The 23823-nt window shown below is 53.4% G+C and carries 22 protein-coding genes and 1 tRNA gene; 13 read left to right on the forward strand and 10 right to left on the reverse strand.

Annotation, left to right across the window (positions count from 1 at the left end; genetic code table 11):
* Window positions 1-154 precede the first annotated feature (154 nt).
* From coxB to C7445_RS10200, 6 genes are all read left to right on the forward strand, one after another.
* Window positions 155-997 carry a cytochrome c oxidase subunit II gene (gene coxB / locus C7445_RS10175; protein ID WP_134159993.1) on the forward strand — a complete coding sequence of 281 codons (843 nt, stop codon included), beginning with the start codon at window positions 155-157 and terminating at the stop codon, window positions 995-997.
* Window positions 998-1084: 87 nt separating this feature from the next.
* Window positions 1085-3013, forward strand: a complete 1929-nt coding sequence (gene qoxB / locus C7445_RS10180) for a cytochrome aa3 quinol oxidase subunit I (protein WP_166669096.1) — start codon at window positions 1085-1087, stop codon at window positions 3011-3013.
* A gap of 2 nt (window positions 3014-3015) precedes the next feature.
* Window positions 3016-3651, forward strand: coding sequence for a cytochrome aa3 quinol oxidase subunit III (gene qoxC, locus C7445_RS10185; protein ID WP_134159997.1), 636 nt, complete (start codon window positions 3016-3018; stop codon window positions 3649-3651).
* Between the two features lie 2 nt (window positions 3652-3653).
* Window positions 3654-3974 (forward strand): cytochrome aa3 quinol oxidase subunit IV, encoded by a 321-nt coding sequence (gene qoxD / locus C7445_RS10190; RefSeq protein ID WP_134159999.1) that lies wholly within the window; start codon window positions 3654-3656, stop codon window positions 3972-3974.
* A gap of 40 nt (window positions 3975-4014) precedes the next feature.
* A complete protein-coding gene (locus tag C7445_RS10195; RefSeq protein ID WP_134160001.1) occupies window positions 4015-5010 on the forward strand; it encodes a COX15/CtaA family protein in 996 nt (331 codons plus the stop codon).
* A 223-nt stretch (window positions 5011-5233) separates the two neighbouring features.
* The gene (locus C7445_RS10200) at window positions 5234-6610 is read left to right on the forward strand and encodes a D-alanyl-D-alanine carboxypeptidase family protein (protein ID WP_134160003.1); all 1377 of its coding nucleotides are present in this window, start codon (window positions 5234-5236) and stop codon (window positions 6608-6610) included.
* Between the two features lie 20 nt (window positions 6611-6630).
* On the opposite strand, the gene C7445_RS10205 is transcribed toward C7445_RS10200, so the two are convergent.
* Complete coding sequence (locus tag C7445_RS10205) at window positions 6631-7272, reverse strand: O-methyltransferase (protein ID WP_134160005.1); 642 nt, start codon at window positions 7270-7272, stop codon at window positions 6631-6633.
* 254 nt (window positions 7273-7526) lie between these two features.
* On the opposite strand from C7445_RS10205, the gene C7445_RS10210 reads away from it, so the two are divergent.
* Both C7445_RS10210 and C7445_RS10215 read left to right on the forward strand, forming a co-directional pair.
* A complete protein-coding gene (locus tag C7445_RS10210) occupies window positions 7527-8582 on the forward strand; it encodes a phosphodiester glycosidase family protein (RefSeq protein ID WP_134160007.1) in 1056 nt (351 codons plus the stop codon).
* Complete coding sequence (locus tag C7445_RS10215) at window positions 8575-9474, forward strand: hypothetical protein (RefSeq protein ID WP_134160009.1); 900 nt, start codon at window positions 8575-8577, stop codon at window positions 9472-9474. The genes C7445_RS10210 and C7445_RS10215 overlap by 8 nt, the downstream gene beginning before the upstream one ends.
* Before the next feature lie 52 nt (window positions 9475-9526).
* Here C7445_RS10215 and C7445_RS10220 read toward each other — a convergent pair whose 3' ends face one another.
* The 4 genes from C7445_RS10220 to C7445_RS10235 form a co-directional block, all read right to left on the reverse strand.
* Window positions 9527-10432 carry an aldo/keto reductase gene (locus C7445_RS10220; RefSeq protein WP_134160011.1) on the reverse strand — a complete coding sequence of 302 codons (906 nt, stop codon included), beginning with the start codon at window positions 10430-10432 and terminating at the stop codon, window positions 9527-9529.
* A 22-nt stretch (window positions 10433-10454) separates the two neighbouring features.
* Window positions 10455-11615 carry an iron-containing alcohol dehydrogenase gene (locus C7445_RS10225; protein ID WP_134160013.1) on the reverse strand — a complete coding sequence of 387 codons (1161 nt, stop codon included), beginning with the start codon at window positions 11613-11615 and terminating at the stop codon, window positions 10455-10457.
* Window positions 11612-12397, reverse strand: coding sequence for a glucose 1-dehydrogenase (locus C7445_RS10230; RefSeq protein WP_134160015.1), 786 nt, complete (start codon window positions 12395-12397; stop codon window positions 11612-11614). The genes C7445_RS10225 and C7445_RS10230 overlap by 4 nt, the downstream gene beginning before the upstream one ends.
* Before the next feature lie 115 nt (window positions 12398-12512).
* On the reverse strand, window positions 12513-12971 hold the full coding sequence (locus tag C7445_RS10235; protein ID WP_134160017.1) for a DUF420 domain-containing protein: 459 nt from the start codon (window positions 12969-12971) through the stop codon (window positions 12513-12515).
* A gap of 249 nt (window positions 12972-13220) precedes the next feature.
* Here C7445_RS10235 and pstS point away from each other — a divergent pair, with 249 nt between their 5' ends.
* Complete coding sequence (gene pstS, locus C7445_RS10240; RefSeq protein WP_134160019.1) at window positions 13221-14300, forward strand: phosphate ABC transporter substrate-binding protein PstS; 1080 nt, start codon at window positions 13221-13223, stop codon at window positions 14298-14300.
* Between the two features lie 8 nt (window positions 14301-14308).
* Here the strand turns inward: pstS and C7445_RS14625 are convergent, their stop codons facing one another.
* Window positions 14309-14470 carry a hypothetical protein gene (locus C7445_RS14625; protein ID WP_166669090.1) on the reverse strand — a complete coding sequence of 54 codons (162 nt, stop codon included), beginning with the start codon at window positions 14468-14470 and terminating at the stop codon, window positions 14309-14311.
* 41 nt (window positions 14471-14511) lie between these two features.
* On the opposite strand from C7445_RS14625, the gene C7445_RS10245 reads away from it, so the two are divergent.
* Genes C7445_RS10245 through C7445_RS10255 form a run of 3 tightly spaced genes read left to right on the forward strand, consistent with a single transcriptional unit; the run spans window position 14512 to window position 18799 of the window.
* Entirely contained in the window at window positions 14512-14817 is a 306-nt protein-coding gene (locus C7445_RS10245) for an antibiotic biosynthesis monooxygenase family protein (RefSeq protein WP_134160021.1), read from the forward strand.
* The gene (locus tag C7445_RS10250) at window positions 14814-15170 is read left to right on the forward strand and encodes a hypothetical protein (RefSeq protein ID WP_134160023.1); all 357 of its coding nucleotides are present in this window, start codon (window positions 14814-14816) and stop codon (window positions 15168-15170) included. The genes C7445_RS10245 and C7445_RS10250 overlap by 4 nt, the downstream gene beginning before the upstream one ends.
* A 29-nt stretch (window positions 15171-15199) precedes the next feature.
* Entirely contained in the window at window positions 15200-18799 is a 3600-nt protein-coding gene (locus C7445_RS10255) for a chemotaxis protein CheB (protein ID WP_134160025.1), read from the forward strand.
* A gap of 33 nt (window positions 18800-18832) precedes the next feature.
* Here C7445_RS10255 and C7445_RS10260 read toward each other — a convergent pair whose 3' ends face one another.
* The 4 genes from C7445_RS10260 to C7445_RS10275 all read right to left on the reverse strand — a co-directional run bounded on the left by C7445_RS10260 (window position 18833) and on the right by C7445_RS10275 (window position 21305).
* Window positions 18833-19393 carry a hypothetical protein gene (locus tag C7445_RS10260; RefSeq protein ID WP_243835120.1) on the reverse strand — a complete coding sequence of 187 codons (561 nt, stop codon included), beginning with the start codon at window positions 19391-19393 and terminating at the stop codon, window positions 18833-18835.
* 15 nt (window positions 19394-19408) lie between these two features.
* Window positions 19409-20056 (reverse strand): cobalamin B12-binding domain-containing protein, encoded by a 648-nt coding sequence (locus C7445_RS10265; RefSeq protein ID WP_134160027.1) that lies wholly within the window; start codon window positions 20054-20056, stop codon window positions 19409-19411.
* Window positions 20057-20238: 182 nt separating this feature from the next.
* Window positions 20239-21069, reverse strand: coding sequence for a YihY/virulence factor BrkB family protein (locus C7445_RS10270; RefSeq protein WP_134160029.1), 831 nt, complete (start codon window positions 21067-21069; stop codon window positions 20239-20241).
* Between the two features lie 160 nt (window positions 21070-21229).
* A tRNA-Pro gene (locus C7445_RS10275) sits at window positions 21230-21305 on the reverse strand.
* A 239-nt stretch (window positions 21306-21544) separates the two neighbouring features.
* On the opposite strand from C7445_RS10275, the gene pcrA reads away from it, so the two are divergent.
* A complete protein-coding gene (pcrA, locus tag C7445_RS10280) occupies window positions 21545-23806 on the forward strand; it encodes a DNA helicase PcrA (protein ID WP_134160063.1) in 2262 nt (753 codons plus the stop codon).
* Window positions 23807-23823: the final 17 nt, after the last annotated feature.

The following is a 23823-nucleotide window of genomic DNA, read 5'->3' on the forward strand; positions in this document are numbered from 1 at the left end:
AATGGTGGCGCGCTGGACCAAGCCGCTGAGGCCAAGCAGACAACGATTACGCGTAGTACCCAGGCTTAATTCTTGGTTTCGTTGTCGATCGGCGTCTGCTTGCAGGGGGCACCGTTCTACATATCTCAGAGACAGAAAGGAGACGTAAGCGACGATGAAGCCATCTGGGCGTCGAGTTCGCAGCCTGTTTATCATTGTTGGGCTATCCATGCTCGCTCTGGCAGGTTGTGACGACCCGAAGTACATGCCCGTGCTCAGTCCGCAGGGGCCGGTTGCGAGAAGTGAGTACTACCTGATTCTCTACTCCTTCATTGTGATGTTGCTTGTCGTCTTGGGTGTGTTTGTGATCTATTTCTATGTGATCACAAAATACCGCGCTCGACCTGAAAACAAAGACTACGTTCCACCTGAAATCGAAGGCAATACAAAGTGGGAGACCATTTGGACAGTTATCCCCATCATTATCGTCATTGCCCTTGCCATTCCGACGGTCGCGGTCACGTACAAACTGGTGAAACCGCCAAAGGTTGAGGCCGCAACAACGGCTGCCACCGGCAAGTCGCTGACCATCGACGTCATCGCGGAACAGTGGAAATGGGTGTTCAAGTATCCGGCGCAAAACATTGAAACGGTTAACTACGTCAACATTCCTGCTGGTGTTCCGGTCAATTTTGAGTTGACGGCCAGCGGTCCCATCAACGCGTTCTGGGTGCCGGCGCTCGGTGGGATGGAATACGCCATGCCAGGGATGAACCTGAAATTATGGCTTGAGGCGGATCATCCGGGGACCTATCAAGGTCGAAGTGGCCAGTATTCAGGCCGTGGCTTCGCCCACATGACGTTCAACGTCAATGCGCAGACGGCAGCGGACTTCGCAAAGTGGGTGCAGACGACGCAACAGACGGCTCCTAAGTTGACGCAGCAGGCACAGGACCAGATTCAAAAGCCTGGACTCCTGAGCAAGCCGCTGACGTTCTCGTCGACCGAGCCACAGTGACGAAGTTGGTCTGTTAGACTCGGATCAAGTACTAAGGGAGGATGTGCGAGCGTGAACGGTTTTGCAAATTGGGCCGTACATTTTTTCATGCTCGATGAAGGTCCGCTGATTTGGCTGTCCGACTTTTTGATTGGATGCGCCACAATCGGTATTATCGTCGCCCTTACCTACTTCAAATTGTGGAAGTGGCTTTGGGACAATTGGCTCACGACGGTGGACCATAAAAAAATCGGGATCATGTATCTGATTGCCGCCGTACTTATGCTCTTCCGCGGCGGTACCGACGGTCTTTTGATGCGCGCGCAGCTGTCATGGCCGAACCTGCATTTCCTGAATGCAGATCACTATGACCAAATCTTTACGACGCACGGCACCATCATGATTCTGTTCATGGCGATGCCTGCGATCATCGGTTTCTTCAACGTGGCGGTGCCGCTGCAAATTGGCTGTCGCGACGTTGCGTTTCCGTATCTGAACGCCATTTCCTTCTGGCTGTTCTTTGCGGCGGCGCTGTTGTTCAACCTATCGTTTGTCGTCGGTGGTTCACCAGACGGCGGCTGGACCAGTTACCCACCATACGTGGAAAACGTCTTTGATCCAGGCCCGGGTGAAAACTACTTCCTCGTTGCCCTGCAGATCACAGGTATCGGTACCATCGCGACAGGTGTGAACTTTTTGATCACCATCCTGCGCATGCGCGCACCTGGCATGACCATGATGCGCCTGCCGATGTTCACGTGGTCGGTGTTTATCACGTCCATCATCATTGTCTTCGCTTTCCCGGTGTTGACGGTCGCACTCGCACTGTTGCTGATTGACCGCGATTTCGGATCGCACTTCTTTACGGTGACAGGCGGCGGCATGCCGATGCAGTACATTAACCTATTCTGGATCTGGGGTCATCCAGAGGTCTATATCGTCATTCTGCCGGCATTTGGCATCTTCTCAGAAGTGGTTAGCACATTCTCACACAAGCGATTGTTTGGCTACTCGGCGATGGTCGTATCGATGATCGCAATCGCCATCCTGAGCTTCATTGTTTGGGTGCACCACTTCTTCACGATGGGTGCGGGGCCTGGTGTCAACTCGTTCTTCGGCGTTTCCACCATGGCCATTGCCATTCCGACCGGTGTGAAGATCTTCAACTGGCTCTTCACCATGCATAAAGGTCGGGTCGAATTTACGTCGGCTATGTTGTGGGCGGTTGGGTTCATTCCAAACTTTTTGATTGGTGGTTTGACGGGTGTCATGCTTGCCGTGCCGCCTGCCGACTATCAGTATCACAACTCGTACTTCCTGATTGCGCACTTCCACTATGTGCTCATCGGCGGTACCGTATTCGGTGTATTCGCGGCAATCTATTACTGGTGGCCAAAAATGTTTGGCGTCCTGCTTGATGAAAAGCTCGGTCGCTGGCATTTCTGGATGTTCATGATTGGGTTTAACATCTGTTTCTTCCCGCAGTTCTTCCTCGGGTTCATGGGCATGCAACGCCGCATGTACACGTATCCCGCAGGGTATGGCTGGGGTATCATCAACCTGATTTCGACAGTCGGCGCAGTGTTGATGGGCGTTGGCTTCCTGATCTTCGTGTGGAACATCCTTTGGAGTGCCCGCTTCGGACAGCGCGATACCACTGGCGACCCATGGGATGGCCGATCGCTCGAGTGGGCGACGACATCACCGGCGCCGGAGTACAACTTCGCCATCATTCCGACCGTCAAGGGTCGCGACGCTTGGTGGCTCATGAAGAAGACTGGCGAGTCCATCAACGGCCCGAAGGGCGTTCCGTTCCGCCCCATCCATATGCCGAACAACTCAGGTCGTCCGATTATCATGAGTCTGTTCTTCTTTATCGCAGGTGGCGGGTTCATTTTCCAGTGGTGGGTTCTCGCGATCATTGGCTTGCTCGGCGTCCTGGTCACCATGGCGCAGCGCTCCTTTGAATACCATGACCACCACTACATCCCGGTCGAAGAAATCGAGAAGACCGAGGCTGCAGCAGGGAGGTTGTGACGATGTCGAATGCACACACGGCCATCCACGGGGATCATCACCCCGTGGATCCGTCAGTCCCGGTCGAGTATCACGAGGAAGAAAACAGTCTACGCATTGCCGGGTTCTGGGTCTTCCTTGGTTCCGACTTAGTTTTGTTCTCGTGTCTATTCGCAACCTATGTCGTCATGCACGGTCGCGTTGCCGGTGGTCCGACTTCGCAGCAGTTGTTTGACGTAACAGGCTTCACGATTGAAACCATTGCGTTGTTGTTCTCCTCGTTTACATGTGGCCTTGCCACCTATGAAATGCGCCGCGGCAATCGCAATGCGATGGTCACGTGGTTGTTCATTACCGTGGCACTTGGCCTCGTGTTCTTAGGGTTTGAAATTGACGAATTTGTGCACAACGTCTCGATTGGTGCGACCATGCAGCGAAGCGGCTTCTTATCCGCGTTCTTCACGCTGGTCGGTACACACGGATGTCACGTGACGATGGGTACGTTGTGGATGCTCAGCGTTATCATTCAATTGATCCGCTACGGCATCACGCCGATCACGGCGCGCAAAGCATTCATCGTCAGCATTTACTGGCACTTTCTCGACGCTGTCTGGATTTTCATCTTCACCGTCGTATATCTGACCGGGAAGGTGGTATAAGCGTGGAAACGAAAGAACACAAGTTTCACCAGGAGACCGGCTTTCCATGGAAGCACGTCATCGGTCTGCTTTTGTCACTCGTTTTGACGGCCATCGCTTTCTGGCTTGCGTTGGCGACACATCAGCCGCCAGCCGTCGTGATTTCCATCATCGTCGTGTTGGGCTTCGGTCAATTGCTGGTTCAGTTGTACATGTTTATGCACTTTACGGAGAGTGACGATCGCGCTTGGCAGGTGCCGACGATATATTTCGCGTTGTTTATCGCGTTCACCGTCGTCGGTGGCTCCATCTGGATTATGTCGTTCCGCTCCATCGTTTCATAGCTGACGGGTTTGTCTTCCGAAGCTGAGAGGAGGTGAGGAGATGGTAAAGAGCCATGGTTTCGGCGTATTCGTCTTCGTCGTGTGCGTTCTTGCGGCCGTTCAGAATTTCGTCGTGAATTCGATAGGTTTCTTGGATGCGTTCACTGGATCGGCGTTTGGTTGCGGACACCAGTGGTTTCAGTGTAATGGCCGCTGGATTCCCATTATCCAATCGCTGCAGACGTTCATCGAGTTTTCCCACCGCGTTGGGGTTCCCATTCTCACGATATTGCTCTTGGTGGCAGCGGTCAGTTCCATCATGCGCTATCGTCGGTGGCGTGAAATTTCGCTATTCGTCGGCTTGAGCATCTTCTTCGTCCTCCTCGAAGCGGTCTTAGGAGGGCTCGCCGTCGTCTATAATGAACCTGCATCGGTGATTGCGACGCACTTTGGTGTTTCATTGCTTGCGTTCGCAAGTACAGTCTTGCTCACGATTTACGTCCGTCGGGCCGAGCGCGTGTATGGTGCGTATCTTGCCAGTGGCGAGCGCAAGCCATTGCGCGATCCTGCACCGTCACGGGGCTTCCAGTGGTTTGCGTGGCTTGGCTTGCCTCTGATTTACCTCGCGATGTACGTCGGAGCCTATATTTCGAGCAGTGGTGCGGGCGATGCTTTCCGTGGTTTCCCGTTTCCCAATGAATCGGGAATCAACGATTTCCACCACGCCCGTTTGCTTGACTGGACGCACCGGTCGATTGCGATGATTCTGGTCATTTGGATGGTTGTTCTCGTCGTGCGCACCTATCAAACACGGCGCGATCGATCAGATTTGTATCGCGGTGCTTGGTTTGCAATGATTTTTGTGGTGCTGCAGGCGTTCAGCGGAGTTTATCTCGTGTTGTCGCACGTGAGCATTCAGGCGTTTATGTTGCACGTCTCCATTGTCACTGGGCTGTTTGTGTCGCTTTGTTATGTCGCTATTCAAAGCTTGCCGCCGTTTGTCCCCGTCCACAAGGGAGAGGGATATGCGGTGGGTGAGCGAAGCCCGGCACATTGACGAAGTACCACCGAAGGAAGGGCCTTTTGGTGCGCGAGTGGCGCGCCGGAGGGCCCTTTTTCGATAGGAACAGGACGAATCCAGGGACGAGTTTTCATGATGGAGGGTTTCTCCTCTGGTCAACTGAGGGTTCGACATTCTATGATAAGAGAATAGGCTAAAACGACCTGCGTCGACAGCGCGTCGGCGTCATGCACGAACTTATGGAGGTGTCGTGGCCGGAATGCCAGGAAATCGTCGTGCCGCGCGTGTCGCCGTGATCGGATGTCTTTTCGCTATCTTGACGAGTATGAATGTTCCCACTGTAGCGCAAGCGGCATCACAAAAGGAGCCTGTGCCGGTGCACTCCCTCCTGCCCGCCCAAGTTGTCCTCAATCAAGTTCCAGGAAACGTCCCCTATGTCGACGGTGCAGACAACGCCAAGTGGCCTGACATTGTTTCACAGAGTGCGGTTGTCATGGATATGGATACGGGGACCGTGGTCTACGGGAAGAATCCCCTTGCACTTCATTATCCGGCGAGCATCACCAAAATTATGACGGCCTTGTTGGCTCTCAAGTTGGGCCACCTGAACGACGTGCTGACGGCGAGTCAGAATGCTGTCAACCAGCCGCCGGACAAGCTATACCTTGAGGTGGGGGAACAGGAGGAGCTAAGGCCGCTTTTAACCGCCATGTTACTTGATTCGGCCAATGACGTTGCGGTTGAGATTGCGGAGCACTACGGCGGATCGGTCGCACACTTTGCGCAAATGATGAATGCCGAGGCCAAGGCACTCGGTGCACAACATACACACTTCGTGAATCCCAGTGGGTTGCCTAACCCGGATCACACCACGACGGCTTATGATATGGCCGTCATCACCCGGGCTGCCATGCAGGAACCTGAGTTTCGAACGATTGTCGATACGAAGTATGACAACTGGCAGGGGCGGGCTTGGCACGCGCGGCTGGTGAACTTAAATCGCATGCTTTTCACGTATCCAGGGGCGATTGGTGTGAAAACAGGTTTCACCAGCGTCGCGCACGAGACTTTGGTTGTCGCGGCTCGGCGTGGAGCGACCACGTTCCTCGCGGTGCTCATGGATTGTCCGACGGACGCACAGATTCGCGCGGATGCCACGGCCCTTCTGAACTACGCATTTGCGCATTACGAAACACAGAGGGTCTTGCCTGCCCATCATGTCGTTGGCACGGTCGTGGGGGCAGATGGGGCCGATCCGGTCGCGACAGCACTGCCCGTTTTGGCCACTGTTTCTCTCGGTGCGCCGATGCGGGTGGCGAGCAAAGTAGGCTACGCGGCACCGCAGGCTGTTACGGCCGCGGACACGCGTGTCGGGGCATTGCATTTGGTATCTTCGTCAGGTAACGCTATCGGGGAAGTTCCGCTTGTTGTGGAAAAACCGTATACACCCGTGCCGCGACCCATGGTCTGGCCGCGTAACGCCGCCATCGCAGCATGCGTGGTGGTGATATTGACGGTGCTCCTCTACTGGCGGCGCAAAGTCGTCCGCCGTCGCCGCGCGCGTGCGGCATTGGTTGCGAAGGCGCAACCCTGGCGCGCGGGTTGGGAGTTGGCGAAGCGTGACGGGCCCCGGTAGACAACTAGGCTGTGAGATCGTCAGTCGGAGGCATGACCCACACGCATGAGGGCAATTCCGTCATATATAGGAAGAAGTGCGGATGTCAGCCGCGGATGGTGAAACAAGCTTTGGTTAAAATGCCGCATCGCCGCCGGTGTCGGGTTCTGGTTGTCCGGATCAAGGACCCGATCCCGCGCTAACACATTGTCACACACAATCCATGCGCCTTCGCGGCACAGTGGAAGGACCGTCTCGAGGTACAGGCCATAGCGCGGTTTATCTGCGTCGATAAAGACGAGATCAAAGGGCTCTCCGCCTTCTATTACCAGCATCTCCAGTTGCTCCAACGCGTCCCCTATACGAATATCCACGATTTCCGCCAAACGGGCGGCTCGAAAGTTGTCAGCCGCAAGCTCCGCGTGGCGCTCGCGTTGCTCAAGGCTGACGAGCCGCCCGCCGGGCGCGAGACCGCGCGCAATACAGATTCCGCTGTAACCTGCATATGTTCCGATTTCGAGCGCTCGTTGACAGCCTCTGCTCAACACGGTTAACAGTTGTCCGAGCATAGGGCGTACAGACATCTGCGGCAATCCGTGTTCGTCCAGCGTGCGCAGCACATGCGACAGCACAGGATCATTTGGCAACAGACTATCCGCATAACTCGTTCGATCCATGCACATGTCTACCCTTCCTGCAGAATATAGGATGAGTGTAACCCATCCGACGACTTGAATCATGCCTGATACTCGTGACAATTTGTGAACAATCCATCTGTGACGCTCGTCTGTGAGTTGTGTCCTTTCGATTTGCGATTACAATGTAGAGAGGGGAAATGTGTCGATACCCCTTGTTGTTTGTGTGTGAATATTCATGTCGAACATGGAATGTACGCGTTGGTCGGACAACCCTTAAACAAGTAGGTGTGAGAACAACTATGGACAATTCAAATCAGCACCGCACCCGCCGGGAGAAGCGGAAGCAGGAGCAGCCGCCGCAGAAACGACGTGGGCTGCGTCTGTTGACATATATCGCCTTTACGGCCGTATTTGCCTACGTGTCTACGGTATTGTGGATTTTTGTTGGGCCGTTTTCCAATTTGCGCAACTACTTAATTCAAAGTATTGACGAGACTCGGCATGCTTATCTGTTGCGACCGCTGTCTTTGTTCACCGTATCGGAAGCCACCATCAAAAAGTATGCGCTTCCGAACAACCTAAGCGGGCCGACCATTCCGATTGCCGATTTGCAGCATCGGGATTTCAGTAAAATCAAGGATGGTACCATCAAAGAGATTACATTGCAGGAACCGACGTTTAAGGCGTTTATTTTACTCGTAAATGATCCCAAGCGGATCCGCGTCGTCGCGACCAAGTATCTTCACGTCCGCGGCGAGACGGTGCAAGAAATGGTAAATGATGCAGGGGCTGTGGCTGGCATCAATGCGGGTGGATTTGTCGATACCAACTGGCAAGGGACGGGTGCGTATCCGGAAGGCATTACCATTACGGATGGCAAACTTGTTTCAATGACCGGATCGGCGAGCGAACCACAGCCCGTGATCGCGTTCACCAACGAAGGGCAGATGATTGCCGGATCGTATTCATTGCGGCAATTGCAGAGCCTCGGCATCGCGCAATGTGTCGGTTTTGGACCGGTTTTGGTTGAGAACGGGAAGGAAACTCCGGTTGCCGGTCAATATGATCGGAATCCGCGAACTGCCATTGGACAAACCAAGGATGGCACCGTGATCTTAATCGTGACGGACGGCCGTTACGCGACCGGACCGAACGACGCGGGAGCGAGTTATCAAGACATCGCCGATTTGATGTTGAAGTATCATGCGGATATCGCCGCAAATCTCGACGGTGGGTCATCGTCGACGATGGTCTACCAGGGGAAGGTCCTGAATCGGCCAGTTGATATTCTTGGCGAGCGCAGCGTCGCAACTTCCATTGTTGTGATGCCAGAAGGTGGTGGTAGCCATGGTTAAAAAAATGGGTCGTACCATGCTTTTGATAGCCTTGGTGATCACTGTCGTACAAGTGCTTGTTTTTTATCATTACAACAAACTGTTTAGCAGCAATGACCTGACGTCTGATCGCATCTCGTCATCGCCTTCCATGCAGCGGGCGATCACGAAAGAGATCGCGGATCTGAAGCAAAAGTACAAATTTGTCACGCCGTCAGCGGATGATCAGTATGTTGCATATCTCGGTGCAAACAACATTTTACATGTGATGGATTTGCAGACCAAGCAGGATGTTTGCGAGGCCAATAATCCATATCCGGTGCAGTACGTCGAGTGGATCCAGGATGAGCGCGTGTTCGTTGGGGAACAGGTCATGCCGGGCGATCTCGAGCTCAAGACGGTTGATGTGCCGTCTGGAATGCAAACCATCGTCACTCGTTTTCAGGGTCTTGAACCCGATGCGGCGTTTGCAAAAATTACGTTCAGTACGCTGACAAATGATATCTACATTCTCATCAATACCAGTTCGACCAGCGCTTTGTATCATATCGGCACCATGAGCCATGTGACGCTGGTGCCCACGGGCGGCAGGTTCATCAAAAACATAGCGTTGACAGACACCGGCGATGATCTTTATTTCGAGGATCACATGGACGGTTCGTTCAACGTCTTGTATTTCGATAGTCAGGACGTCGCACATCTCGTCAAGTTGAATGCGGCACTCGTCGATGTCGTCGGGAACACGCTGTATTATGGTGATATCAACAATGAAGGCCTGGTAACGGCCGTCTATCGCTACAGCAATCAAAGTGGGCAATCGGTTTTGGTGAAGAATCTGGCGACGCCGACTTTGGCCGCCAATATCGATATCACGGACGCTGGCGGCGTGGCGATCGATTCGTCTGCAACCTGACGAATGCAAGATGATGACCCACCCGGAATCGAGCGCAAAGGAAAACACCGGCTCAAAGCGGCCGGTGTTCTTGGTATAGGGCAGCAGGGAAAGCTTGCTTCAATTGAACGAGTGCATCTTCGGTCAAGCCAGGACGCTTACTGGCTTCTGCGTTTTCAGCCAGTTGTTGCGGCGTGCTCGCACCAGGGATAGCGCACGCTATGACTTCGGGGCTGAGCGCGAACGCCAAGGCTGCCTGCCCGGGCGTCCGCTCTGGTGCAACCTCTCGCAACATCGCGATCGCTCGTTTCAAATCAGCCGCAGACCACTTGAGATATGTGTCGTCGTTGACATCCTTATGCCCTGTCAACCAGCCACGGGCAACCGGGCCACGGGCAATGACACTAACCCCGTACTCCTTGATCTCAGGGAACCATTCCTCTGGTCTTCTGTCCAAGAGACTATACTGCATCATGACGGTGTCGATCTGTGAGCCCTGCAAGTAGCGGCGTATCACGTTTGGGCGGATGGAGGAGATGCCGTAGGCGCGAATCCATCCTTTTTGTTTGAGCCGATCGAGCGTCTCGACGATGTCGTCAAACGGATCGTCCATGGTGCCGCCGTGCAGTTGATACAAATCGATATAGTCGGTGCGCAGGCGGCGCAGACTGGCCGTGATCGCCTGCTCGATGTATGCAGGCGAAGGGTCCCATTGCCAACCGGGTTTGCCTGGTTCAAATCGGTTGCCCACTTTTGTCGCGATCACGACTTCGTGACGCATTCCAGCAAACGCTTCGCCGACCAACTCTTCGTTGCGGCCTTGATGATACAAATCAGCGGTGTCAAAAAACGTGATTCCCGTCTCAAAGGCTTGGTGCAACATAGGAACTGAAACGGACGCATCGGTCGCCAATGACATGCAGCCAAAGCCGATGCTGCTAATCTGAATGCCACTTTTCCCGAGTTGACGCGTTCCCATAGCGGCCCACCTTTCGCAATGTTTACATTCGATACGCCTCTTCGAGAATGGCGCGGTAGTCGTCCGCGGCGAGCGGGCGTGGATTGCTCGCTGTCGAACCGTTGGCCAGTGCCAGGGCCACCAGTCGCTCGTCGTCTTCGCGACGCACTTCGGGCAGTCGCGAGAGGGTGGGAATCGATAAATCATGCAACCATGCGCCCAGCGCGTCGAGAAGTGCAGCGACTGCGTCCCCATCGCTCAGTTTGGCATCCGCAACGCCCATATGGCGGGCGACGTTGGCGTATTGAGATCCGCACGCCGAGGCGTTGTAGCGAAGCACAGGTAGCAGGAAAACGGCGTTCGCAAGACCGTGTGGCGTGTCGTACAGGCTGCCCAGTGCCTCAGCAAGGCAGTGTACCGCAGCGACATCGCTGCTGCCAAAGCATAGCCCCGCGAGCAGGCTGCCAAGCAACATGTCGCTGCGCGCGGCGAGATCGTCAGGCTGGCGGTACGCCTTGGGCAACGCCCGATAGATCAGCGGCATGGCCGCTGCGCCAAAAGCCTGTGACACGGGTTGCGTCACTGTGCACGTGTATCCCTCGAGGGCATGCACGAGCGCGTCGACGCCTGTGGCCGCCGTTATCGCTGGCGGCAAGGAACGGGTGAGCAGTGGATCGAGCACGGCGAGTGCAGGGCGCAAACGCTCATGTTTCAGGGTGATTTTGCGGTGGCTCTTCGTTTCTGTAATAACAGCAGAGCGCGTCACTTCTGAACCAGTGCCCGCGGTTGTCGGCAGACAGGCGATAGGCGCAGTTGCTCCATATGTGCGATGTCCATCCGCATATTCTGCGGGTGTGCCACCCTGGCGCCCGAGAAGCGCGATAGCCTTGGCCGTATCCATCGCACTGCCGCCGCCAATGGCGATGACTGCGTCGGCTCGAAACCGCAAGAAGGCGTCGGCTCCGATGAGGCAATCTTCGTCGCGCGGATTGGGTTGCACCTGCGTGAATAATTGCGGCATGAAGCCGGATTCCTGCAAACTTGCGGCGACGCTTTGCGGAATGCCTGCCTCCATCAGACCTGCATCGGTCACGAGCAACAACCGTCTGCCAAAGCCGAGACGAAGCAGGTGGTGTGCCAATTGGCGGCTGGCGCCTTCGCCAAACTGAATGTCTGTGGCAATTGCGTAAGAAAACGATGTCATGTGTTCACCTCGTCATCCGGCTCATAGATCATCTTGATGGTCATCCCGCCGTCGATCACGAGGTTTTGTCCGGTCATGAACGACGATGCGGAAGATGCGAGAAACAGACAAGCTTGGGCGATGTCGTCCGGAACACCGACTCGTCCAACCGGATGTTGCGCGCGATCGATCGGGCGATGCACCGGTTGTGTGCGCTGGCTTTGTTTCTTCCAATTCCCCACTTCGATCCAGCCTGGCGAGATGGCGTTTACCCGGATGTCGGGGCCCAGGCTGATGGCGAGTGCGTGCGTCAGAGCGAGTATACCTCCCTTGGACGCCGAGTACGGTTCCGTGTTTGCCTCTGACATCAGGGCTCGCGTCGATGCGATATTGACAATACAGCCGTTGGATGTGCGGAGCCACGGAGCCGTGTGCTTTGCCATGAGAAAAGGCCCACGCAAATTGACACCCAGTATTTCGTCCCAGACGGCAACCGCGAGATCTTCCAGCGGAATGTTTGGTGCGCCGAGCGCGGCGTTGTTTACCACGACATCGATCCGCCCATAGCGCTTCACCACACTTTGGACCAAAGCGGATACCGACTCTTCGGACGCGACATCGGTGTGCACAAACCATGCCTCGCCAGGACCTTGGCGTTGGGCCAACGCCATTTCCGATTCCTGCCCCGCTTCGTCGTCGACCTCTGCGATCACGACGCGATCGCCCGTTTTCCAAAACGCTTCGACGACGCCACGGCCGATACCTTGGCCACCTCCGGTGACAATGACGATGCGCTGATCCATGATGCACCTCCAACCCAGCAGGAGATATTCCTTGCGTATGTATCTTCTACCATAGCGCAAATAAGGCCTGTCCCCAAGTGAGGCAGACCTTATCTGGCAAACAAGCAGCAGGGCGTCAGTGTCCGAGGTACGAGTGCAATAAGCTTGCCGCTTGTCCGGGTGTGTATAGCACATACAGCAAGATGAAGACGACGAGCCCTGTCGCTGCCGTTACGAACCAGGTGACAACCGTCCAGGGGCCAATCTTGCGGTGCCGAGAGAAGCGCCCCCGTAAGGCGAACACGAGCGTCACGATGCCAAGCACCGCTGCCACAGTCGCCAGAATGGAGTGCGCTTGCAAGAACGTGTAATAAAAGAGGCGTTGAGACTTTGGGCCACCGAACTCATTGTCGCCGATGATGAACGTCTTTAAGGCGTAGATGATGAAAAACAAAGCGGCAAACACGACGCCAGTCAGCATCCAGCGACGATGAACGCGTACTCGATGTTTGCGGATCTGCACCCAGCCAATCGCAAAGCACAGCGCGCTGAGCAGAATGCAAGCTTCATTCAGATAGGAAACAAATATGGCCAATCACCGCACCACCTTTCAAAGCCTTTGCAAATTGTAGCAGATCAATCTCACAAATACATTCAAGTTATAGAGTACGGTGCACAATTTCAGTGTTTGTTCGCAATTGCTGAAAACAAACCTGGATCCTCATGAAAATATAGAGTTTTCACGCAAGAACTTTACAAAACGATCATGGTATGTTTACCAACCATGTCTAGTCTGTCTATAACAAGTGTTTCACCACAAGTGACATGCAGGAGGGTCTTACAGATGCGCACGAAGAAACAGGCGTGGACCATTGGTATGGCGGCAGCAGGTGTCGTTTTGACCGGCATCGCGGCTCCGGTATTCGCAGATCAGTCCTTGACGGAGACAGGATCTTCCCTGATGTATCCACTGTTTCAACAGGAGTGGATTCCAGCCTACGAGAAAGTTAACTCTAACGTGTCGATGAGCGCAGCTGCAACAGGCAGCGGTACGGGGATATCCGACGCTATCGCTGGCACGGTGAACATCGGCGCCTCGGACGCCTACCTTGCACCGTCGCAAGTGGCATCGACGCCTGGTATTGAGAATATCCCGATGGCCGTTTCGGCTCAGACTGTCATGTACAATCTCCCTGGGGTCAAACCCTCGGCGCACTTGAAACTGTCGGGGAATGTACTGGCTTTGATTTATGAAGGGAAAATCAAGAAGTGGAACGATCCACGGCTTGTTTCTCTCAATCCCGGCGTAAAATTGCCGAATCAACCGATTGTAACAGTACGTCGTTCGGACGGTAGTGGCGACACCTTCTTGTTCACCACCTTGCTGAGCGATACAAACAATTGGTGGAAATCCAATGTGGGTTACGGCACGAGCGTATCGTGGCCAGCAGTGCAAGGACAGATTGGTGCAAAGGGCAACAGCGGAATCGTCGCTGCATTGGCGAAAACGCCATATTCACTCTCATATGTAGGCATCAGCTATTTGAAGCAGGCATTGGCGGCGAGCCCGGCGATGGGCGAAGCGGCCATTCAAAATCGTGCAGGTCGCTTCGTGTTGCCGACGAATGCCACGATTCAGGCAGCAGCAGAAGTCGGTGCCAAACACGTTCCGAAAGACGAAGCCGTCTCGCTCATCTATGAGCCAGGAACCGATTCGTATCCACTCATCAATTTCGAGTATGTCATCGTCAATCGTAAACAACAGGACAGCAACACGGCCGATCTCGTGAAAGGCTTCTTGCAATGGGCCATCAGCCCCGATGGCGGTCAGCAACTTAAGTATATGACGCCGGTCAACTTCTTGCCGTTGCCTGCGAGTATCAGTGCACTCAGCAAGGCGCAAATTGACGCCATTACGGGTTGATTGCCCATTCAACCATCACGGTTTGAGGCCCATGCCATGTCGGCATGGGCCTTTTTACGATATTTGAGGCTGAAGGATTTTTCATGCTGTTTGTCGCGCAGGCGGCGGGAGTACCAGAATGTTAGATTACGGGCCATACAAAAGGTGACAACGAGCTTTTCATATTTCATAATGATGCTCATGCAGTAAGGCCAGAGGAATGAGAGTGGATATGTTTATTGTGCATTCAACCATCGTCGTGCCGTTGGATAAGGTGAGCGAGGTCATTTCAATCTACCGCCAACGTTCGGGGCGTGTAGATACGTGGCCTGGTTTTCTATCGTTTCAATTGCTGCAAAATGAACATCGACCGGAAGAGTTGACCGTGCAACTGACCTGGCAAGACAAAGACTCGTATTTGGCTTGGGCGCGGAGCGAGGATTTTCGGCGTGTACACGAATTGGAGAAACACTATCCGGACGCGGACCTGCGCTTGGTCCGACCGACAGTTCGCAAGTATCAGGTGGTAGCGGAATGATTGAACAGATTTGTGCAAAATGGGTAGATGACGTTGTGGCAGAATTGTATCGGGAACACCCCGAGTGGTATGAGCAATACGGTGAAGTGGGCCGGGAAAAATGTCGAGAAGACAATATTCACCATGTGCGGCATTTGGAGACCGCGTTTCAACTCGGAAACATCTCCATATTCACGGACTATGCTGTTTGGTTAAACAGAATCTTGGTAGCCCATGGTATGACAGTGCAACATTTATTGGACAACCTGTGTAGAATGGCCAAAACTGTTGAGAAGAGAACAGAGTTGACGCCGGAGAGGCGGGTCTTTTTCGCTGCAGCGTTAGCGGCCGCTTTGGATAGGTTGCAATCGTAAGGCCGTGTAGCCGAGAAGGGGTGAGACGCATGACTGCATCCGAACTGCGACCGTCCTATATCGTGGGCATCGGTGCGTCCGCCGGAGGGCTGGAAGCGCTCACGGCCCTGTTCGAACATCTTGCATCGAATACAGGTATGGCATTTGTCGTCATCCAACACCTATCGCCGAACTATCGAAGTTTTATGGCCGAGTTGCTTGGTGCTCATACGTCGATGCGGGTTGTCCAAGCCGAACATGACATGCTCATTGAGCCGAACGTGGTGTACTTAAACCCACCGCGCAAAAATCTTTTTGTCGAGAACGGTCGCTTGATTGTTCACGACTACACGGCGGTCAAGGGAGAATTGCACCTTCCTATCGACAGTTGCTTTCACTCGCTTGGGAAGGATGTAGGGGAGCGCGCAGTTGGCATCGTTCTCTCCGGCACAGGTAGCGACGGATCACGCGGAATTATCACCATGAAGCGCAACGGTGGCAAGGTCTTTGTTCAGGACGAGTCCGCGAAATTTGATGGGATGCCGCGCAGTGCGCTCGCGACTGGCGTCGTCGATGCGGTGCTGCCGCCCGACCAGATGGCCGCTCGACTACATAGTATGGCTCGCGGCGAGTGGCCAGCTGGGTCAACATCTCCAAGTGATATTCCAGCAGTCGAGGATAGTGACGAAGAAGTTGATACGCAAAAGTATCAGCGCTTGCTCGAACTGCTCTTTGAAAATACAGGTATCGATTATCAGGTGTACAAGCGCGATGGTGTTATTCGGCGATTGAAGCGTCGAATGGGCATTGAAAACATCCCGGATATTGAGCAATATCTTGATTTATTGCAGACACATCCGGAGTCGGTACAGGAATTGCATAAGGATTTGTTGATTGGTGTGACCAGTTTTTTTCGCGATCCGAAAGCCTTTCAGATTGTGTACGAGCAGGTGTTGCCACAAATATTTGCAAATCGTGCCCGCGAGCGTGAAGTGCGCGTGTGGGTTGCGGGCTGTTCGACCGGCGAAGAAGCGTATTCCATTGCCATGTTAATGCAAGAGTATATGGTGTCAACCGGCATGAAGTATAACGTGAAGATCTTTGCGACCGATTTGGACAGGGAATCGATCGCGTTTGCCGGGAACGGTATCTATCCTGCTGAAATCGAAAAGACCGTGAATCGGACGCGGCTGCAAACGTTCTTTACGCGCGTCGACGCTGGTTATCAGGTCAAGCCTGAGATTCGAAAAATGATTATCTTTGCGCCGCATAACATTACGAAGGATCCGCCGTTTATCAATACGGATTTGATCACGTGCCGCAATATGTTGATCTATTTGCAACCAGATGTGCAGCATCGAATTTTGTCGCTATTTCATTTTGCGTTGCATTCGCACGGGTTCTTGTTTCTTGGACCCAGCGAAAGTATAGGCCGACTCGCGAACCTGTTCGTACCTATCAATACGAAGTGGAATATTTTTCAGCATGCAGACGCCAGCGGTGCTCTCGCGCTGTATCAGCAAGCATCGTTGCTTCCTGTTGGTGCCCAAGCGGTAAAGTCCAGCGTCGCGAGACCACAGCAGGCGTATTTTGCAACAAGGCAAACACACATAGGAGGATCATCGGATACGGACGAGTTGTATCGCATCTTCGTCGAGGAACACATGCCTGCTTGTGTCGTGATCGACGACAAACAGGACGTCGTGTCGTTGCACGGGGATGTCAACAAGTATTTGGCACTTGCCAGCGGTAAACCGAGCAACAATGTACACAAGATGTTCGATTCGTCGATTTCGGTTGCCATTGTTACGGCAATGAGCAAAATCCGAAAGGGAAGTCTAGAGGTTGTTTACGATCACGTCCAGACCAAAGGCGCGGACCATGTGCGCGTCAGCTTGGTCATTCGTCCGCTGTCGCATGTTGTGGAGCGGTTTCGCAATTATGTCTTGGTTCTATTCAAAGACGCGGAGCGAACACCGCAGTTTGCATCCACGTACGGAGATATGGTGACGAGTGTCAATCAGCACGTGATCGAGTTGGAAAGAGAACTGCAGATGTATCAAGAAAAGCTGCAGGTGACGGTGGAAGAACTGGAGACCTCCAACGAGGAGTTGCAGGCGACCAATGAGGAGATCGTCGCAGCGAACGAGGAACTCCAGAGTACGAATGAGGAACTGCATTCGGTCAACGAAGAACTGTTGACCATCAATGCGGAATATCAGCTGAATATCCAGCAGCTGACCGAGTTGAATAACGATATGGACAACTTTCTTGCGAGTACGCAAATTGGCACGTTGTTTTTGGATCGCGAGATGCGGGTCAGGCGGTTCACACCGGCGATTACAAAAGAAATCAACCTGCTTGAGGTCGACATCGGCCGGCCAATCTCGCATATCTCTCATCATCTCAAGTACGATGAGATGGTTCAGGATGCCGAGAAGGTGCTTGCCACCAGCGTGCCGATTGAGCGGGAGATTGAGAGTAAAACGGGGCATTGGTACAGTGTGCGGATTTTGCCGTACCGCACCGCGGAGCAGCCCATTAAGGGTACGGTGCTCACGTTTGTCGATATCACCAGAATGAAGCAGATGAATGAAGAACTGCGCAAGTTGTCATACGCAATTGAACAAAGTCCGAGCATCGTCGTGATTACAGATCCATCCGGAGCTATCGAGTATGTGAATCCGAAGTTCTGCGAGTGCACGGGTTTTGCACAGGACGAAATGGTCGGCAGGGACATCGCGTCATTGCATGTGTGGGGGGAAGACGAGGCGAGCTACGCTTCCGTATGGCGTTCTGTGACGGCTGGGGGACGTTGGACGGGCGAATTGCCAAGTATCCGCAAAGACGGGACGACGTATTGGGAATCATTGTCGCTTGTTCCGATTTTGAATGAGCAGGGTGATACAATCCACTACTTGAAAGTCGCGGAGGATATTACGGAGATCAAGCATACGGAAGAACTGCTCCGCAAATCGGAAATGCTTTCGGCGGTGGGTGAATTGGCAGCAGGCATTGCGCATGAAATCCGCAATCCTCTCACGGCATTGAAAGGATTTACGAAACTTATTCGCACCGGATCGCACAGTGAGGCGTATCTGGAGATCATGCACCAGGAGTTAGAGCGGATTGAGTCGATTATCAACGAGTTACTCGTCCTGTCTAAGCCACAGGCGGTACATTTCAGGCCGGCCAACTTAGTTGCGGTGATGCGCGACGTCGTGATGCTATTAGAGACACAGGCGTTGCTCAATCAGGTCGAAATTGTGTTTGAAAGCGCGACGGAAGAGTTGATCATCGACTGTGTTGAAAACCAGTTAAAGCAGGTCTTTATCAATCTTGTGAAGAACGCGATTGAGGCGATGCCAAACGGGGGGACCGTGTCGGTGCATTTGACCTTGAGCGGCGACGAAGAAGTGCTTCTGACGGTGCAGGATCAAGGGGTTGGTATCCCTGAGGAGAAATTGGCGCGACTTGGTGAGCCTTTCTACACGACAAAAGATAAAGGGACCGGCCTCGGGCTTATGGTGAGTTTTAAAATCGTTGAGCAACACGGCGGTGCAATTCGTTATCGCAGCACACCGGGGCAAGGCACGACGGCCGAGATTCACCTGCCACTGCGGAAATCGCCGATGACGGACGCCACGTAGACCTGCGTTCGTCATCGGCGATAGTGATTCCAGTCACAGGGCGGCTTGAGCGTGTTCGTGAATCAGAGCGCGCAGGCTATCCAGTTCTTTCATAATCAGTTCAGCATATACACCTTTTCCTATTTCAATGATATCGCCTTGTAACATGCCCAGCAGTTCTTCGACCGTACGGATGGACTGATCCACATGCTGCCAGAGGTCATCTCTCAATTCTGCGGGCTTCTGCACGGATTCTCCGCAGACCAAGCGCTGTTCCAGTCGAGCTACAGAATGTAAGACCTCATCCAAGTCGGATTGTCGCGGCACACAGGCTATGAATCCAACCGTATTGCCATCTTCGGATGGCCGCCAGCGGTGATAAACGTCGAACAACCCAATGCCTTCCGGCATACAAAAGTTGAGTTCGACTTTGATTCCCGACATTGTTGCGCATAAAAAGCGGGACAATTTTGCACGGCTACCGTGATCGATCACGTCAAGCAAGTTTGCAACTTCCTTGCCAAAGGTCGCCTTTGCTGTTTCGGACATGCGAACCACATCGTAATTTTCAAGGATGATGAATCCAGGCACAGGTAGATGGTCTAGGGCGTGCATTTCGTGTTCTGACTCCTATTGTGCGCGGGCTTTGGATTTTTGGCGTAGCGCCAGCCATTCTTGCAATTGTAAAATGTCATGGATGATCAAGGCGTGATCGCCCACGTAAGGATGCAGGTCGTACACTTGCGCCAATCTGCCGCCAATCAAGAGCGTCGGATGGTGTGCAAGGGAACCAAGCTCCTGAACATACGTCTTCAGCTTCGGCAGATGATAGACTATAGATACAGACATGCCAATGATATCCGGATGCCAGCGCAATGCTGCAAGCAAGGCGTATTCGAGAGGAAGGTCTTTGCCGTAAAGGCGCGTCTCAAATCCGAACTCCGCAAAGCATGATGCTACCATTTTGATACCGAGATCGTGCTGTTCACCTTCGATACAAAATAGCATGGCCTTGCCTTGTGTCGGTTGCACGGTTCTGGTCGCCTCGCACCGTTTGAGCAGTGCGTCGCAAACAGACGAGGCCAAGTGCTCATCGGCAACAGAAATCAAATTGGCCTCCCAAAGTTCACCAATGTGGCGCATCGCTTTGCACAGCAAGACATCGTAGATGTAGGCACTGTTTGCACCGCCCTGTACGTACGTTTGAATGACTTCCCATGCGGCCGCCTCATCGCCTTCCAGCAGAGGCTTTACCAGTTTGAGTGCATCAAATACCATGGCGGTCTCCTTATCTATCCGAGTGCTCCTAGTGCCAACATGACAAGTCCTTCGTAAGCGAAGCCAAGGAAGGATATATGACATTAGTTCAAGCATAGTCGCCCAAACTAAGAGAAGCAACAGGAAGTTTCCAGTCCTTTGACGCCCGACTTGGATCTCTCGCAGACCCGCTGAGTTGGAGGTTATCGGTGTGACGGCTTTGTTAGGAAGTCCTCTATGGTCCCCGCAACTTCAGCCCCTAACAGCAGAATCATACACACGATGTAAATCCAGAAGGTAAGTAACATTACGAACGTGAAGGCACCATACAGAATGGAGTAGTTGCCTAGGTGATGTGTGTAGATCACGTATCCAAAGCGACTTATGTAGATGAAAATGGTCGCCATCAGAGCCCCTGCCAGCAGTGGTACATTTGTCAGACGACGGGAAGGAAGGAGTCTGTAGCAGCAGTAACAGGTGATAAAGAGAACGGCAGGAAAAATAACCTCACCAATGACGTGCAATAGGTGTGCGGACGATGCGCTCGACACGTGCATGATTTTGGCGAGGAACATCGGGGATAGCCAGGACATCAACGAAGATCCGACGGTCAACAGCAGCAAGATTCCCATCATGGCGAATCCAACGACATATTGAACCCAAAAGGAGCGGCGTGTTTTCACTTCAAAAATCGTGTCGAGCACCTGTTGAAGGGTTACAAACCCGCCAATGGCACCCCATAACAAACCGATGAGACCAATCACGCGAATGTCTGCGCGATACATCGTGAGGTGATGAACCGTTGATGCTGCGAATGTCGCCCCGGCAGGTATGGGCGGGATATACGATTGCAAAATACCCTGGATGAACCGTGCGACTGTGGCGTTTGGGACAAAAAGCGAAGCGATCACTACAAGTAAAGCGCACATAGGCATGAGTGAAGAAAAGCCGAAGAATGCGATCACGGCGGCTAATGATCCAATGTTATGCCTCATGATAGAGTGGAGTAATTTGGAAATCAATAACTTTACCATGTTTGTAGTGTTGCCGAAGTTTGTTCGGAAAAAACGTGTTGAATCGCCTATTGAAGGATCATGACGCCATACGACATCAATAAAAAACCACTTCCTACGGTGTTCATCACACAGAAGGTAAGTGGTTTTTCATGATACCATCCAACTCGTGCTCTTGATCTGGTCGGAATGACAGGACTCGAACCTGCGACCTCACGGTCCCGAACCGTGCGCTCTACCACCTGAGCTACATTCCGTCATCATCCAAATTTCTGCGCGTCCTTCGAAAGCGGACATGTAGTAATATAGCAGACGGTCGGACTGGAGTCAACAGGTATGTTTGATACAGATTTGTCCAGTGGGAAGGGGGCGTCATCGACGCCGGAACCTGACGAAGGCGAACAAACGATCGCCTTGTGTGGACGGAGCTGTTATACTCGTGGGTAGTATAGCGCAGCGGCGCGCAAAGGGTGATGCGTACGTGGCACGGACGGAGATGGATACAAACTTGATCTTACACAATTTAAATGACGAACAACGGCGGGCCGTTCTGACCGCTGACGGGCCGCTGTTGATTCTCGCTGGCGCAGGCAGCGGGAAAACGAGCGTATTGACCCGGAGAATTGCTTACCTGATTGCCGAGCGACGCGTACCGCCTTGGGCCATTCTTGCGATCACATTCACGAATAAGGCTGCCCGTGAGATGCGCGAGCGCATCGAGCAGTTGGTCGGGGCGGCGGCAAGCGACATCTGGACGTCGACATTCCACGCCTTGTGTGCGCGAATTTTGCGTCGCGACATACAGCAAATCGGTTATTCATCAACTTTTACAGTGCTCGACGCGGCAGATCAGCTTTCCGTCGTCCGCCGCGTGATGCACGATATGAACATCGATGTGAAAAAGTATGACCCGCGGGCAGTGTTGCATCAGATTAGCCAGCACAAAAACGAACTCCGATCCGCTGCGCGTGCCGTGGATCGGGCCGGATCGCCCTATGATAAGATGGTCGGCCAAGTTTACCAAGAGTATGAGCGCAGACTAAAGGAGAACCAATCACTCGATTTTGATGATCTACTACTGAAGACCGTAGAACTCTTTCGAGCTATGCCTGACGTGCTTCACTACTATCAAAGCCGCTTCACACACATTCATGTCGATGAGTATCAGGATACGAACCATGCACAGTATGCGCTTGTCAAAATGCTTGCTGAGAAGCGGCAAAATCTTTGTGTAGTGGGCGACTCGGATCAGTCGATATACGGATGGCGAGGTGCGGACATCCGTAATATTCTCGATTTTGAGCGTGATTACCCAAGCGCAGCTGTCATTCGTCTCGAGCAAAACTATCGATCGACGGGACGCATCCTGCGCATTGCGAACCAAGTGATTCAAAACAATCAGTTGCGCCGTTCAAAGAACTTGTGGACCAGCGCTGGCGAAGGTGAGAAGGCGCGCTTGTACCATGCGCCGGATGAACGGGCCGAGGCTCAATACGTTGCAGATCAAATCGAGCGGCTGGCGCACAACGGCCGCACGTACGCGGACTTCAGCGTCCTTTATCGAACGAACGCACAGTCGCGCGTAATTGAGGAAGTGTTTTTGCAAAGAGGGATTCCATATCGGATCTACGGTGGCGTACGCTTCTACGAGCGCAAGGAAATCAAGGATATCCTTGCTTATCTCAGGTTGATAGCCAATCCGGATGACGATGTCTCGTTTCTGCGTGTCGTGAACGTGCCAAAGCGCGGGATCGGCGATACATCTTTAGAACGGCTTGAAACCTATGCACGCGCGCACGGCATATCGCTCTTTCGAGCGGCGGAGCGCGCCGGTGAGGCAGGTATCGCGCGCAAGGCGGCGACGGCTCTGGCCCAATTTGTCGATCTTCTCCTCATTCTGCAACAGCAGCGTGTGTTTTTGCCGCTGACGGATTTGGCCGAACAACTGCTCGACCGATCTAACTACCGAGATGCCTTGGCTGCGGAGAAGACACTTGAATCACAAAGCCGACTTGAAAATTTGGACGAGTTTTTGTCGCTGACGCGCGAGTTCGACGAGAACGGCGTTATCGATGGCGAAATAGGCGCCCTTGAGCAATTTTTAACGGAAGTCGCACTCGTTTCGGATACAGATCTGGCTGGCGGCAAGCCGGTTCCGGCTGAGGTCACGAACCAAGTGACCATGATGACTTTGCATGCGGCGAAGGGTTTGGAGTTTCCCGTGGTCTTTCTCGTGGGGATGGAGGAGGGCGTGTTTCCGCACAAGCGGGCACTCGATTCGCCGGAAGAGATGGAGGAAGAGAGACGTTTATGCTATGTTGGCGTCACGCGGGCGAAGGAGCAACTCTTTCTGACGACGTGCAGCAATCGCATGATTTTCGGTGAACGCCGCTACTTCACACCGTCCCGTTTTCTGAGCGAAATGCCTTCGTCCGATGTCGATCACGACGGCTTGTCCACACTGCGTACCGCGGATGTTGCGTTTGGACGAGATACTGGATCGCGCCGGTTGGATCGCGATGGTGAGGCACCGCGGCTTGGCTCGCGCGTCGTTGTTCCGCAGTCGTTCGGTGCCGATCTCACAGTGCCGTACAATCCCGGCGATATTGTGGAACATCGCAAGTGGGGGCGGGGCGTCATCGTATCGAAGCAAGGCGAAGGCGAGCAATTGGAACTGATGGTTCGGTTTGCCGATCCGATTGGTGAACGGAAACTGTTTGCAAAGTTTGCACCGATTCAGAAAGTCAATGAACCGTAATACACATGGATAGAATG

Origin of the sequence: Alicyclobacillus sacchari (genome assembly GCF_004366795.1) — a bacterium.
GTDB lineage: Bacteria > Bacillota > Bacilli > Alicyclobacillales > Alicyclobacillaceae > Alicyclobacillus > Alicyclobacillus sacchari.

Bases quoted from the DNA above. Each gene is read 5' to 3' on its own strand.
- C7445_RS10195 (WP_134160001.1), top strand. From the start codon at position 4,015: ATGGTAAAGAGCCATGGTTTCGGCGTATTCGTCTTCGTCGTGTGCGTT.
- C7445_RS14625 (WP_166669090.1), bottom strand. From the start codon at position 14,470: ATGAAATATGAAAAGCTCGTTGTCACCTTTTGTATGGCCCGTAATCTA.
- C7445_RS10270 (WP_134160029.1), bottom strand. From the start codon at position 21,069: ATGGTAAAGTTATTGATTTCCAAATTACTCCACTCTATCATGAGGCAT.
- C7445_RS10255 (WP_134160025.1), top strand. From the start codon at position 15,200: ATGACTGCATCCGAACTGCGACCGTCCTATATCGTGGGCATCGGTGCG.
- C7445_RS10260 (WP_243835120.1), bottom strand. From the start codon at position 19,393: ATGCACGCCCTAGACCATCTACCTGTGCCTGGATTCATCATCCTTGAA.
- C7445_RS10245 (WP_134160021.1), top strand. From the start codon at position 14,512: ATGTTTATTGTGCATTCAACCATCGTCGTGCCGTTGGATAAGGTGAGC.
- C7445_RS10205 (WP_134160005.1), bottom strand. From the start codon at position 7,272: ATGTGCATGGATCGAACGAGTTATGCGGATAGTCTGTTGCCAAATGAT.
- C7445_RS10225 (WP_134160013.1), bottom strand. From the start codon at position 11,615: ATGACATCGTTTTCTTACGCAATTGCCACAGACATTCAGTTTGGCGAA.
- C7445_RS10220 (WP_134160011.1), bottom strand. From the start codon at position 10,432: ATGGGAACGCGTCAACTCGGGAAAAGTGGCATTCAGATTAGCAGCATC.
- pstS (WP_134160019.1), top strand. From the start codon at position 13,221: ATGCGCACGAAGAAACAGGCGTGGACCATTGGTATGGCGGCAGCAGGT.
- qoxB (WP_166669096.1), top strand. From the start codon at position 1,085: ATGCTCGATGAAGGTCCGCTGATTTGGCTGTCCGACTTTTTGATTGGA.
- C7445_RS10210 (WP_134160007.1), top strand. From the start codon at position 7,527: ATGGACAATTCAAATCAGCACCGCACCCGCCGGGAGAAGCGGAAGCAG.
- C7445_RS10265 (WP_134160027.1), bottom strand. From the start codon at position 20,056: ATGGTATTTGATGCACTCAAACTGGTAAAGCCTCTGCTGGAAGGCGAT.
- pcrA (WP_134160063.1), top strand. From the start codon at position 21,545: ATGGATACAAACTTGATCTTACACAATTTAAATGACGAACAACGGCGG.
- coxB (WP_134159993.1), top strand. From the start codon at position 155: ATGAAGCCATCTGGGCGTCGAGTTCGCAGCCTGTTTATCATTGTTGGG.
- C7445_RS10215 (WP_134160009.1), top strand. From the start codon at position 8,575: ATGGTTAAAAAAATGGGTCGTACCATGCTTTTGATAGCCTTGGTGATC.
- C7445_RS10200 (WP_134160003.1), top strand. From the start codon at position 5,234: ATGCCAGGAAATCGTCGTGCCGCGCGTGTCGCCGTGATCGGATGTCTT.
- C7445_RS10250 (WP_134160023.1), top strand. From the start codon at position 14,814: ATGATTGAACAGATTTGTGCAAAATGGGTAGATGACGTTGTGGCAGAA.
- qoxC (WP_134159997.1), top strand. From the start codon at position 3,016: ATGTCGAATGCACACACGGCCATCCACGGGGATCATCACCCCGTGGAT.
- C7445_RS10230 (WP_134160015.1), bottom strand. From the start codon at position 12,397: ATGGATCAGCGCATCGTCATTGTCACCGGAGGTGGCCAAGGTATCGGC.